General features: G+C 67.5%; 11 protein-coding genes. 6 read left to right on the forward strand and 5 right to left on the reverse strand.

Annotation, left to right across the window (positions count from 1 at the left end; translation table 11 throughout):
- Positions 1–200: 200 nt before the first annotated feature.
- The 6 genes from ACVWWW_RS12800 (at position 201) to ACVWWW_RS12825 (ending at position 7,705) form a co-directional block, all read left to right on the forward strand.
- A complete protein-coding gene (locus ACVWWW_RS12800) occupies positions 201–2,441 on the forward strand; it encodes an EAL domain-containing protein (protein ID WP_051235193.1) in 2,241 nt (746 codons plus the stop codon).
- The gene (locus ACVWWW_RS12805) at positions 2,434–3,318 is read left to right on the forward strand and encodes a CheR family methyltransferase (RefSeq protein ID WP_051235191.1); all 885 of its coding nucleotides are present in this window, start codon (positions 2,434–2,436) and stop codon (positions 3,316–3,318) included. The genes ACVWWW_RS12800 and ACVWWW_RS12805 overlap by 8 nt, the downstream gene beginning before the upstream one ends.
- Position 3,319: 1 nt before the next feature.
- Complete coding sequence (cheD, locus tag ACVWWW_RS12810) at positions 3,320–3,931, forward strand: chemoreceptor glutamine deamidase CheD (RefSeq protein ID WP_027083206.1); 612 nt, start codon at positions 3,320–3,322, stop codon at positions 3,929–3,931.
- Positions 3,928–4,986 (forward strand): protein-glutamate methylesterase/protein-glutamine glutaminase, encoded by a 1,059-nt coding sequence (locus ACVWWW_RS12815; protein WP_051235190.1) that lies wholly within the window; start codon positions 3,928–3,930, stop codon positions 4,984–4,986. The genes cheD and ACVWWW_RS12815 overlap by 4 nt, the downstream gene beginning before the upstream one ends.
- A 162-nt stretch (positions 4,987–5,148) precedes the next feature.
- Positions 5,149–6,315, forward strand: coding sequence for a methyl-accepting chemotaxis protein (locus ACVWWW_RS12820; RefSeq protein ID WP_027083204.1), 1,167 nt, complete (start codon positions 5,149–5,151; stop codon positions 6,313–6,315).
- A gap of 160 nt (positions 6,316–6,475) precedes the next feature.
- A complete protein-coding gene (locus tag ACVWWW_RS12825; RefSeq protein WP_196804376.1) occupies positions 6,476–7,705 on the forward strand; it encodes a sensor histidine kinase in 1,230 nt (409 codons plus the stop codon).
- Here the strand turns inward: ACVWWW_RS12825 and ACVWWW_RS12830 are convergent.
- From ACVWWW_RS12830 to ACVWWW_RS12850, 5 genes are all read right to left on the reverse strand, one after another.
- A complete protein-coding gene (locus ACVWWW_RS12830) occupies positions 7,694–8,509 on the reverse strand; it encodes a TrmH family RNA methyltransferase (protein ID WP_027083203.1) in 816 nt (271 codons plus the stop codon). The genes ACVWWW_RS12825 and ACVWWW_RS12830 overlap by 12 nt on opposite strands.
- Before the next feature lie 156 nt (positions 8,510–8,665).
- The gene (locus tag ACVWWW_RS12835; protein WP_027083202.1) at positions 8,666–10,306 is read right to left on the reverse strand and encodes a M4 family metallopeptidase; all 1,641 of its coding nucleotides are present in this window, start codon (positions 10,304–10,306) and stop codon (positions 8,666–8,668) included.
- 101 nt (positions 10,307–10,407) lie between these two features.
- Positions 10,408–10,926 carry a hypothetical protein gene (locus ACVWWW_RS12840; protein ID WP_027083201.1) on the reverse strand — a complete coding sequence of 173 codons (519 nt, stop codon included), beginning with the start codon at positions 10,924–10,926 and terminating at the stop codon, positions 10,408–10,410.
- A 3-nt stretch (positions 10,927–10,929) separates the two neighbouring features.
- Positions 10,930–11,373 carry an EF-hand domain-containing protein gene (locus ACVWWW_RS12845; RefSeq protein WP_027083200.1) on the reverse strand — a complete coding sequence of 148 codons (444 nt, stop codon included), beginning with the start codon at positions 11,371–11,373 and terminating at the stop codon, positions 10,930–10,932.
- Positions 11,370–12,566 (reverse strand): TIGR03032 family protein, encoded by a 1,197-nt coding sequence (locus tag ACVWWW_RS12850; RefSeq protein WP_456998708.1) that lies wholly within the window; start codon positions 12,564–12,566, stop codon positions 11,370–11,372. Before ACVWWW_RS12850 ends, ACVWWW_RS12845 begins: the two co-directional genes overlap by 4 nt.
- Between the last annotated feature and the right edge of the window lie 42 nt (positions 12,567–12,608).

Raw genomic sequence — 12,608 nt, forward strand, 5'->3', positions numbered from 1 at the left:
ACGAACGCCGGCCCCGTGCCGGCGTTCGTGTTTCTGGACCGTGACGTATGCACGCCTGCAGCCGTGACGCGCTTGGCGTCGCGACATCGCGGCGGCCCGGCCGCCGGTTCAAGTCGCACTCCGCGTCGCCGTTAATCCAATAGCGCAGGACCCTGTCCGCCCGGACGCCTGCGCGGGACGACCCCACCCGAAGGACCTCCATGGCGCTCATTCCACATCCCGCGAACGACCACATCGATGTGTCGTCTCCGCACGTGTCGGACACGCTGCCGGATGCGAACGCATGGGGCGAGGAATTCGACGATCTCGTCGCGCTGGCCGCACGCGTCGCCGATGCACCGTTCGCGTGGATCGCACTCAACGATGGCGAATCGCGCCCGCGCATGGTCGCGCGCTTCGGCCTCGACGCGAGCCTCGATGCATCACTGATCGCGCTGTGCGCGTCGACCAATTCCGAAGTGCCGCGCCTCACCGTGCCCGATGCGCTGGACGACGCCTGCTTCGTGTCCGAGCCGCTGGTTGCGAGCTATCCGGGCATCCGTTTCATCCATGCACAGGCGCTGCTCGGCGAGCACGGCCGTTACATCGGAACGCTGGCCGTCGCTGATCGCACGGCGCGCACTGCGGCCGGTCGCGACGTCGTGCAGGCGCTTACGCGCGTGGCGGCACTCGGCGAACGCCTGATCGAACGCCAGCGCCTGCAGCGTCGCAATCGCATCGCCACGCAGATCATGCAGGCCGGATTCAGCGCGATGATCGTCACCGACGAACACGGGCAGGTGACGCTCGCCAATCGCGCGGCGGAACTGCTGTTCGGCATCCGCGGCCGTCGCATGCGCGGCATGCCGGTCGAAATACTGTTCCCGTCGCAGCTGCAGACGGACCCGCTTGCGGCGAGCACGTGGCTCAGCGCGGAAGACGGCGATGCCCTGCTCGGCCGCGCGCCGCAGCACCGCCTGCATGCATTCGGCCCGAATGGCGACGTGCGCTCGCTCGAAGCGACGCGTTGCACGTGGCGCCTCGGCCAGGGCCACGGCAAGGCGATCATCCTGCGCGACATCACCGACGATCTCGCGCAGCAGGCCACGCTGCGCCAGCTTGCGCTCTACGACGCGCTGACGGGCCTGCCGAACCGCACCGCGCTCGTCGAAACGCTGACCGCGCAACTCGAGGCCACCGACACGCCGCTGGCGCTCGCGCTGCTCGGCCTCGACAACTTCAAGACCATCAACGACACGCTCGGCCACGCAGCCGGCGACACCGTGCTGCAGACCACCGCGGCGCGTCTGCGCATGACGCTGCCGGCGAACGCGCAGGTCGGCCGTTTCGGCGGCGACGAATTCGGCGTGCTGTTCACCGGCATCGACACCGCCGACCTGCCAGCGCATCTCGACCGCATGCTGGTCGCGGTGAACGAGCCGATGGACGTCACCGGCACGCCGATGCATCTGGAGGCGAGCGTCGGGCTCGCCGTGCGCGAAGACCTGCACAACATCGACGACGACAGCCTGCCGAACGCCAGCGAACTCATCGCGCGCGCGGACCTCGCGCTGTACAAGGCGAAGGCGCGCGGCGGCCGCCAGTGGTGCCGCTACGACCTCGGCATGCGTCGCGAAGTCATCGACCGCCGCATGCTGGAAGTCGAGCTGCGCCGTGCGTTCGCGCGTGGCGAATTCGAACTGCATTACCAGCCGCAGATCGACCTAGCGAACGGCCTGACCTTCGGCGCCGAAGCGCTGCTGCGCTGGCGTCATCCAGAGCGCGGCCTGCTGTCACCGGCGGTGTTCCTCGACGTGCTTGCCGGCAGCGCGATGGCGAACGACGTCGGCCGCTGGATCATCCGTCAGGCCTGTCGCGACGCCGCGTCGTGGCCAGAAGTCGGCGGCCGCCGCATCGCGATCAGCATCAACCTGTTCCCCGGCCAGGTGCACGAGACCGACCTGCGTTTCGACGTCGATGAAGCGCTGCGCGAAAGCGGCCTGCCCGCCGAACAGCTCGAACTCGAGATCACCGAAACCATTGCGCTCAAGCCCGACGACAGCGCGTCGCGCGCGCTCGCCGCGCTGCGCGCGCGTGGCGTGAAGCTGTCGTTCGACGACTTCGGCACCGGCTTCGCGTCGCTGTCGATGCTCCAGCGCTTCCCGATCGACCGCGTCAAGATCGACCGTTCGTTCGTACGCGACATGCTCGACAACCGCGGCGACGCGGCGATCGTGCGGTCCATCGTGCTGATCTCGCGCAATATGGAACTGGACGTCACCGCGGAAGGCGTGGAGAACCACGCGCAGGCCGAGCTGTTGCGCGGCATCGGTTGCCAGGCCGCGCAGGGCTTCCTGTACTCGCCCGCACTCGCGCCGAAGGCGTTCGAGAACTGGCTGGCCGCGCAGACGACCGACCCGGTGCGTGCACCGTGGCGTCGTCCGGAGCACCACGATGGCTGATGCAAATGTGCGTCGTCGCGGCGAGGAATTGCCGGTCGGCGCCAGTATGGAGCGGGTGTTCGCGTTCGAGGATCGCGACTTCAACCGCATCTGCAAGCTGATCCACCAGCGCGCCGGAATCGCGCTCGGCCCGCACAAGCGCGACATGGTCTACAGCCGTCTCGTGCGTCGTCTGCGCGCGCACGGCATGAGCCGCTTCAGCGACTATCTCGACATGCTCGAGATGCGCGGTGATGCGGACGAGTGGCAGGCGTTCGTCAATTGCCTGACCACCAACCTCACCTCGTTCTTCCGCGAGGCCTACCACTTCGAAGCGTTGATCGAGCAGTTGCGCGAGGCGCATGCGCGAGGCCGTCGCGACGAGCCGCTGCGCATCTGGTGCGCGGCCGCGTCGACCGGTGAAGAGCCGTGGTCGCTGGCGATCACCGCCTGCGAAGCATTCGGCACGTTGACGCCGCCGGTGCGCATCCTCGCCACGGACATCGACACGCAGGTGCTGGAAACCGCGGAGAACGGCGTGTACGCGATCGATCGCGTCGCGAATCTTTCCGACGAACGCAAGCAGACGTTCTTCCAGCGCGGCAGCGGCCCGCATTCCGGCCAGTGCCGCATCAAGCCGGCGCTGCGCGAGCTGGTGCAGTTCCAGCCGATGAACCTGCTCGATCCGAACTATCGCGTCGTGCCCGGTCTCACCGCGATCTTCTGTCGCAACGTGATGATCTATTTCGACAAGCCGACGCAGTACCAGGTGCTCCAGCGCATGCGTCCGTTGCTCGCGGCCGATGGCCGTCTGTACGCCGGCCACTCGGAAAGCTTCAACCACGCCGCCGACCTGTTCACCGGCTGCGGCCGCACCATCTACAAGGCGGCCCGCTGACATGGGCGCCGCCCTCGCCATCGCCGATCCCGGCACCTATTACGACGAAGCGCTGCAGACGCACGCGTTCCGCCTGTTGCCGGCCGAATACCGCGTCTGCAGCGACGCGATGGCGATCGTCACCCTGCTCGGCTCGTGTGTGGCCGCGTGCATCTACGACCCGGCGCTCGGCGTGGGTGGCATGAACCACTTCATGCTTCCGGATTCCGAGCCGGCGTCCATGGCGGCGAAGTCCGACGGCAGCGCGCGTTACGGCGCGCACGCGATGGAACTGTTGATCAACGACCTGCTCAAGCGCGGCGCGCGCCGCTCGCGGCTGCAGGCCAAGGTGTTCGGCGGCGGCAACGTGTTGCGCGGCTTCACCAGCGACCCCATCGGCACGCGCAATGCGCGCTTCGTCGTCGAGTACCTCGGCGCCGAGAACATTCCGATCGTCGCGCGCGACCTCGGCGACATCCATCCGCGCAAGGTCTGCTTCTTCGTGCAGACCGGCCGGGCGCTCGTGCGCCACCTGCCGGTCACCCGCGACGAGGAAATCGTCAAGGCCGAGCGCGCCCTCTTCGGCCGGCTGTCGCATACGCCTGTCGCCGGTAGCGTGGAACTGTTTTCATGAGTGCAGTGAAGACCGACGCGGCCCCAGGCCGCCCGGTTCGTGTGTTGATCGTCGACGACTCCGCGCTGATCCGCCAACTGATGACCGAGCTGTTGTCCGCGGACCCGGGCATCGAAGTCGTTGGTGTCGCGGCGGATCCGTTCATCGCGCGCGACAAGATCAAGCAGCTCGACCCCGACGTGCTCACGCTCGACGTCGAGATGCCGCGCATGGACGGGCTGACGTTCCTGCAGAACCTCATGCGCCTGCGCCCGATGCCGGTAGTGATGGTGTCGTCGCTTACGCAGGCCGGCGCGACGGTCACGCTCGATGCGTTGGCGCTCGGCGCCGTGGATTTCGTCGCAAAACCCAGCATCGACGTCGCACGCGGCATCACCGAATACGCGACGGTGCTGCGCGAGAAGGTGTTGAACGCGGCGAAGGCGCGCGTTGGCCGCATCGAACCGCGCGCGGCGAGTCATGCCGTCACCGCGTATCGCACGACGGACCGGTTGCTCGCGATCGGCGCATCCACCGGCGGCACCGAGGCGATCCGCGAAGTGCTGTCGGCGATGCCCGCGGATGCACCAGCGGTGGTGATCGCGCAGCACATCCCCGCGCAGTTCAGCGCCTCGTTCGCAGAGCGCCTCGACCGCCACAGCAAGATGACCGTGCTGCAGGCCGAAGACGGCCAGCAGATCCTGCCGGGCCATGCGTATCTCGCGCCGGGCGGACTGCATCTTCGCGTTCAGCGGAGCGGCGCGCGCTGGCTCTGCCGCGTGGGCGACGACGACGCGGTGAACAACCATCGCCCCAGCGTCGACGTGCTGTTCGACTCGGTCGCCGCGCATGTTGGCCGCAATGCCGCCGCGGCGCTGCTGACCGGCATGGGCGAGGACGGCGCGCGCGGTCTGCAGAAATTGCGCGACACCGGTGCCGCGACCATCGCGCAGGACCAGGCGACGAGTGTGGTCTGGGGCATGCCGGGTGCGGCAGTCGCACGTGGCGCGGCGCAGGAGGTCGTTCCGCTCGCCGATGTCGCGCAACGCCTGCTCGCCGCCACGCAGCGTGACTGAACAGCTTCATCTCCAACGCATCGCCGTACGCCGCCGTTCGATACATCCATCGCAAATCAACGCGCCAAAGCGCGCGCCACGCATCGAAATTCGCGACACGGTCCGCTAAAGGGCCTGCCCCCAGTGCCGTTATCACCTTTGACCCTCTTCCAGAGAGCCGCGATGGACTCCCGCGTACTAATCCGAATCGCAGCGCCAGTAGCGCTCACTTTTCTCGTCATGCTCGCTGTCGGGCTCGAATGGCCCACCGCGGTGCGATGGGGCGCTCTCGTTGCGATGTTCGGCGCCTGGCTGGCCTTCGCATGGTCGATGAGCCACACCGGCGGCAAGCAGGTCTCGATGGTGCGCGAGCAGATGCGCGTTCTCGACGAACTGCGCACCTTCGTGTCGACCGAGATCAACGGCAGCAAGCACGAACTCGACCGCACCAAGGACCTCATCCGCGAGGCCGTCGCCAAGCTCGGCGGCAGCTTCGAAGCGGTGAACCGCAAGTCGCGCGAACAGAACCAGGTGGTGTCGCGCCTGATCGATCGCGGCGACGGCAGCAGCGGCGTCGACGTGCAACGCTTCGCGGTGCAGGCCAGCCAGCAGATGGAGCAGCTCGTGGAAGCGCTCGAGGCCGTGTCGGGCCAGAGCAACCACACGGTGACGCACATCGACGCGATGGCCGAACATCTCGACGGCATCTTCGCGTTGCTCGAAGACGTGAAGTCGATCGCCGACCAGACCAACCTGCTCGCGCTCAACGCTGCGATCGAAGCGGCGCGTGCCGGCGAAGCGGGCCGCGGCTTCGCGGTCGTCGCCGACGAGGTGCGCAACCTCTCCGAGCGCAGCACCGCGTTCAACGAACAGATCCGCAAGCTCGCGTACTCGTCGAAGGACGCGATCGCCAAGGTGCGTGACACCGTCACGACGATGGCGTCGCGCGACATGGACCGCGCCCGCAGTGCACGCGGGGAAGCGGCGTCGATGCTGGAGCGCGTGGAAGGCATCAACCGCTCGCTCGGCAACGGCATGCGCGACATCGCGGAATGCGGCCGTTCGATCGACGGCTCCGTGTCGGAAGCCGTGCGCTCGCTGCAGTTCGAGGACATCGCGACGCAAGCCCTCGGCGCTGCGAACGTGCACCTCGATCGCTTGGCCTCGATCAATCGCGAAGCGGTCGCGCTGCAGGAACTCCTGCACCGCCCGCACCACGACGTCGAAGTGCAGCGTGCACTCGCCCAGATCGCCCAGCGCATCGCGTCGATGCGCGGCGAGTGGGAACGCCCGCCGCACAAGCCAGTGATGCAGCAGTCGATGGACGCAGGCGGCATCGAGCTGTTCTGATTTCACTGACCGCGACACCCCTTCGGGGCCGCCACCGGAAACACCGGTGCGCGGCCCCGATCGTTTTGACGATGCCGCCGTCGCACTGAACGGCTCACGCACCTCCGCGCGGCGGCGCGCGTCCGCATGGCACACTCCGGCCATGCCCATGGATGCGCCCGTGCCCCCGCACCGCTCGCCTGCGCAGGCCGCGCTGCCTCTGGTGCCGGTACTGCTCATCGCGTTCGGCGTTCCCTATGCGCTGCATCTCGATATGCGTGCCGCTGCGGCGGTGACGGTCGCGGTGCTCGCTGCTGCCGCATTCGCCGCGTCGGCCATGCGGCGAGCGCTGGACATCGGTGGCGAACCCGTCGCCGAGTGCGAACGCTCCCTACTCGACCTCACATCGACGCTGCCGCAAGGCGTGCTGCTCGTCGTCGAGGGTCGTCTGCATGCGGCAAATCCGGCTGCACGCGACATGGTCGGCCTCGATGTAGACAGCGACGTCGCCGCGATCGATCCGGGCACCTTGTTCGTCGACAGCGACATCGCACGCGCGGTCGTCGCCGAGGGTGCGCTCGATCGTGATGCATTGCTGCGCCGTCGTGGCGGAAGTCCGTTCGAGGCGCATGTGTCCGCGCGCGATGCACGCATCGCCGGCGTCGCGATGCGCCTGGTTCAACTTGCGGATCTCGGCGCCGATCGCGCGCTGGCCGCGCGGCTCGACGTGCAACGCGCGGACCTCGAGACGCTCACGCGCCGGCTGATGAGCGTGCAGGAAGACGAGCGCGCCTCGCTGTCGCGCGAACTGCACGACGACATCGGCCAGGCCATTACGGCGATCAAGCTCTGCGCGAGCTCGCTGGCGCACGAACCCGATCCGCCGCGCACCGCGGTGGTCGCGGAAACCGCACACGAGATCGGGCAGATCGCTGACCAGACGGTCGCCAAGCTGCGCGACCTGTCGCTGCTGCTCCGCCCGCCGCAACTCGACGCGCTGGGTCTGGAAGCGGCACTACGCTGGCAGGCCGGCGCGCTGTTCCGCAGCGACCTGCCGCGCATCGAACTCGACATCCCGCCGCTGGATTGCCGGCCGCCGCGCGAAGTCGAACTCGCATGCTTCCGTATCGCGCAGGAAGCGCTGACCAACGTGCTGCGTCACGCGAGTGCGGGGCGCGTGGTCGTGCAACTGCATTGCGACGATGTGGAGCTGCGGCTCCGGGTCGAGGACGACGGCCGCGGCATCCCTGCCGACCACCACGCCGGCCTCGGGCTCATCACCATGCGTGAGCGCGCACGCCTCGTCGGCGGTGTGCTGACGCTGGACAGTCGCCCGGGAAAAACGGTCGTCGAAGCCGTGCTGCCGTTGCCGCCCGAAGCCGACGCTCGCGCGGGGCTGCTACAGGGCTGAGCGCACGCGGCGTCGCCATTCGGCGAGCAGCACCGCCGTCGCGCTGGCGACGTTGAGGCTTTCCACCGCACCGCTGCCCGGAATCGATACGCGCATGTCGCACATCGACGCGAACGTGCGATCCATGCCCGCGCCTTCCGCGCCCATCACGTAGACCAGGCGCTCCGGCAACGTCGCGGTGAAGACGTCATCGCCACCCTTCACGAGCGTGGCCGATAGCCGAAAGCCTGCACCGTGCAGCTGCGCCACCGAGTTGTCCGCGCGACCCAATCGAACGAACGGCACCGCTTCCGCGCCACCTTCCGCGACGCGCGCAGCGGCGCCGGACAACGCGAGCGTCGACTCCTTCGGAATCAGCACCGCGGAGACGCCGAAGTGCGCCGCCGAGCGCAGGATCGCGCCGAGGTTGTGCGGATTGCCCACGCCATCGAGCCATATCGCGCAATGCGGACCGGCCGGCAGGTCGCGCAGCCAAGTGGACAGCGGCATCGGCGTATCGCGCAGAACGTCGGCAACGATGCCCTCGTGGTGCGAACTCGCTGCGAGCTTCTGCAGGTCCGGATCGTCCACGACGCGATAGCCGACGCGATTGGCGACACACCACTTCAGCAGCGGCTGCACGGCCGGGATGCGCGCCTCGGCGAGATAGAGCTTGCGGATCGCCTCTGGCCGACGCGCGAACACCGCCTGCACCGCGTTGAGCCCGTACAGCCGCAGCTCGTCGCGCGTGCCGCGGTCGCCGGTATCGCGCGGCGATGCATCGGCCTGCGGTGGACGCCCACGCGGCGGGAAAGGTCGGTTCATGGCGGCAGCCCTGCTATCGAGGCCGCCATTGTCGGCGATGCGGGCTATGGATGTGTCGGGCCCTCCCGCCGCCGATAGCGCGCACCGCGAAATCCGGCGCCGGAAACGAACGTGCCCGCCATGGAGGCGGGCACGTCCAAAGCCGAACGTGGAACGTCAGTTGACGCTGACCGCACTCCACGCCGCGGCGACGGCGTTGTACTGCGGCGAGCCCGCACCGTAGAGGTCGGTAGCCGCACTCAACGTAGCAGCGCGTGCGGCCGCGTAGTTGGTGTTCGAGGTCATGTAGTGCGTCAGCGCCGCGTACCAGATCTTCTGCGCTGCATCGCGGCCCACGCCGACGAGGCCCGTGTTGCCGTTGCACACCAGCGAGGCCGGCGTGAGGTTGGCCGAGGTACCCGCACCGAAGCCCGCCGGCACCACCGCACCTTCCGCGAGCAGATAGAAGAAGTGGTTCGCGACGCCGGAGCTGTAATGCACGTCCGCTTGTCCGATGTTCGACGAATAGCAATCGCGCGACGCGCCATCCAGGCTCGGCTTGAACATGTAACGCAGCGCCTTGAGGCCAGTGGGGTTGTCCACATAAACGTTCTCGCCGATCAGGTAGTCGGGGCGATCGTTGGCGTTGTTGGCATAGAACTCGACCATCGTGCCGAAGATGTCCGACGTCGCTTCGTTCAGGCCGCCCGACTCGCCGGAATACGTCAGGTCGGCCGTATGACTGGTCACGCCATGGCTCATCTCGTGACCCGACACATCCAGCACGGTGAGCGGATTGGTGAACACGCCGTCGCCGTCGCCGTACGTCATGCAGAAGCAGCCATCGGACCAGAACGCGTTCGAATAATTGCGGCCGTAGTGCACGCGGCTCATCGCACCGACGCCGTTATCGGCGATGCCGCTGCGGCCGTGTACGTTCTTGTAATAGTCCCACGTCACGGCGACGCCATACGCTACGTCGGCCGCAGCCGTCTGCGAATTCGTCTTCAGGCCGTTGCCCCAAAAGTTGTCCGCGTCGACAACAAGCGTGCCATTGCCGAACATCTGCGTGCCCAGGTTCGTCACCGTGGCGTTGCCGCGCGTCAGGTCACGCAGCTGGAAATTGCCGTTCGCGCACAGCGTGGTCGCAAGCGCCACGGTGCCAGAGGTGAAGGTGTAGCCGGTACCGGTCTTGGCCGTCGCGCCCGCGCAGACCGCAGGAGCGTCCGGCCCCTGCACCGCCGTCTCGATCGTGTCCCACTTGTCGAGCACCGCGGCGGTGCGCGCGTCGACGAAGTAGTGCATGTCGGTCGGCGTCTGGTCGGCCTTCTTGCCGGCGAACGTCACTTCGTACGCGAGCGTCGGCGTGTCGGTGCGCGCATACACGACGAGACGCGCGGTTGGCATGCCGACGAAACCGGCACCGAAATGCGCGCCGGCCTCGACGATCGCGCGGTCACGCGTCACCGTCGGAACGATGTTCGGACGCGACGTGGTAGCGAGCGTCTGGCTCACGCCGACCGCTTGGCCGTTGCGCGAATGAACGATGAAGTCGCCGCCGATCACCGGCAGGCCGCGGTACGTGCGCGCGAAACGCACATGCTCGGTGCCGCGGTGGTCGACGATCGCGTCGCCGGCGATGAACGCGTCGGCGTCGGCGCGACGAAGGCTCGCGGCCATCGGGCCCTGCGCAAGGCCGAGTGCGCGCTGCGCGACGGCGGCACGGGTGCCTGCGGCGAGCGTACCCGCGCTGGCCGGTGCGGAGACGACGAGCGCCGCGACGATCGCGGCGGTCAACGAACGAAGCGGATGCTGCATGGTGATTTCCCCTGGAGCGATGATGCCGGCCGAGTCGATGGCGGCGCGACGGATGAGCCGCGACGCGGCCCGGACGACACTTGACGTGATTGGAGGGTGACTCACGCGCGACGCAGCTGCTGCGACGCGACGTGTGCGACGGGCGACAACGTCGCGCCGTCGAAATACGAAATGCGCTGCGCGAATCCGCGCGGCGAATAGCCAATGAAAACGAAACCGTCTTCGATGGCCTTGCTGTAACGCGCACCCACGTCGCGGTTCTCGAACTCGAGCAGCACGCCGAGCGACTCGGGTGCGGAAAGCGACGCGTTGTACGTCGCAAGAATGCTGCGCGACGCGAGCGCGAACTCACGCGCAGCCCGCTGACCTCGGCGACTCTCTGCGAAGAACTGCCGGTAGTTGTAGACCGGTTGGCGCAGGCGCGGCAGCACGCGGATGGCGGCAGTCGACACACCCCAAATCGCGCCACTGTCATCGCGCGCGATCGAGACGGCCTGCGTAGCGCGCTTCTCCGCGGCAGCGCGATCCGGCAACGCGCGATGGCCGAGCCAGAAGTCCGCGAGCTCCGACTGCAACTCGGGCGTGCCCTGCTTCCAAACGGGAATGATGTCGACCGACATCGATCAATGCCCCTTCGGCGCCGGCGACGCCGATGCCGGCGTGCGCGGCGCGAGCGCCTGCACCAGCCCGACGTACTCGGCGAAGCTGAGCTTCTGGTCGTAGTTCAGGTCGAAACGCGACAGCGGTGCGGCAGAGCCCTGCTGCTTCGCGAGCTCGACCCCCGCGTATTCCTTCGCGTCGATGCTGCCGTTGTGGTCGGTGTCGAGATGCTGGAACTGGGCGCGAAGTCGGCCTTCGATCTGCATGCGCGACTGAAGACGCGCCCAACCCTGGCGGAACTCGTCGTGCGTCAGCGAGCCGTTGTGGTCGACGTCCCATGCACTGAAGACGGCGTCGGCTGGATTCGGCTGCGCGGCGGCCTTTGGAGCGGCGGCAGGTGGCGTCGCGGCGATCGCGAACAACGGCGCGAGTGCAGCGATCGCAAAGGTCAGCACGATGCGTTTCATGGAGCGAGCTCCGCGCCGGGAACGGCGGATTCGAAAGTGATGAGGTCGCGGATCTCGGCGGTGCGCAGGCCGATCATCATCGGATTGCGAACGCCGGGCAGGAAGCTGATGTCGAACAGTTCGGTGACGTCGCCCTCGAAGCGGATCCAGTTGAGGACGTCGCCATTCGTGAGCGAAACGATCTGCACGCCGCACCACGGGTCGGCGTCGCGCTTGCGCAATTCGTCGTCGAGTTCGAGACCTTCGAAACGCTGGTTGCGCGGCTTCGACAGGCCGACCGCTGCGACGTTGCCGACGATCGACAAGCCGCGCGCGAAGCCCGGCACGAACGTCAGGGGCACGAACGCCTTCTTCTCGAAGTCGACCCAGCCCAGGTGCCCGGTACCCGCATTCAGCACCCAAAGCTTGCCGTTCGCCCAGCGCGGCGAGTGCGGCATCGACAGGCCTTCGCAGACGATCTCGTCCGTCTCGATGTCGATGACGACCCCACCGTCGCGACGGCGATCGCGCCAACCGTCCACGCTGTCGCTGCGGCAGACGGCGGTCACGTATTTCGGCCGGCCGTCGACCATCGCGAGGCCATTGAGATGGCAACGATCTTCCGGTGCGAGGCGACTGATGAACTTCGGCTTCCAGATCGCCTTGAAGCTGTGCGTCGTGCTCAGCTCGGCAAGACAGGAATACTTGGTGTTGACGAATACGACGCGCCCGTCGCTGCGGATGCCGAGCTCGTGGATATCGAGGTCGCCGATCGTCTGTGCATTACGCGGCACGTAGCACTTGTCGTACTGGCCGTGGATGACTTCGTTCCCACGCAACACGTTCTCGAAGCGCCACAACTGGTACAGGCCGCCGAGGTAGATGCGCTGCGCATTGCCGACCACGCCCATGGCGCGCTCGAAGATGCGTTCGAAGAACGAGACGCGGCCTTGCGCATCACTGCCGACCAGATACAACCGGCCGCTCTGATACGACGAGATCGCGAGCGACATGCGGTTCTGAGCAAGCCAGCCCGCAAGCCCGCGCGAGCAGCTCTTGTCGACCTTCAGCTGCGTGAGATCCACCGGCGGCTTTGCAGCGGGTACGCCCGCTGCGGGCGGCTCGGCACCGACGGTATCGAGTCGCGCCTGCGCGCCCGAAGGCTCGCTGTTTTCGTTGATCGGCGTTGCGTCCGCGCCTTTCTCGGTCGCCACGTGGAACTCCAGAAGTCGAACGTCAAACGAGTATGCCAGCGC

Source organism: Lysobacter sp. HA18 (assembly GCF_054057595.1).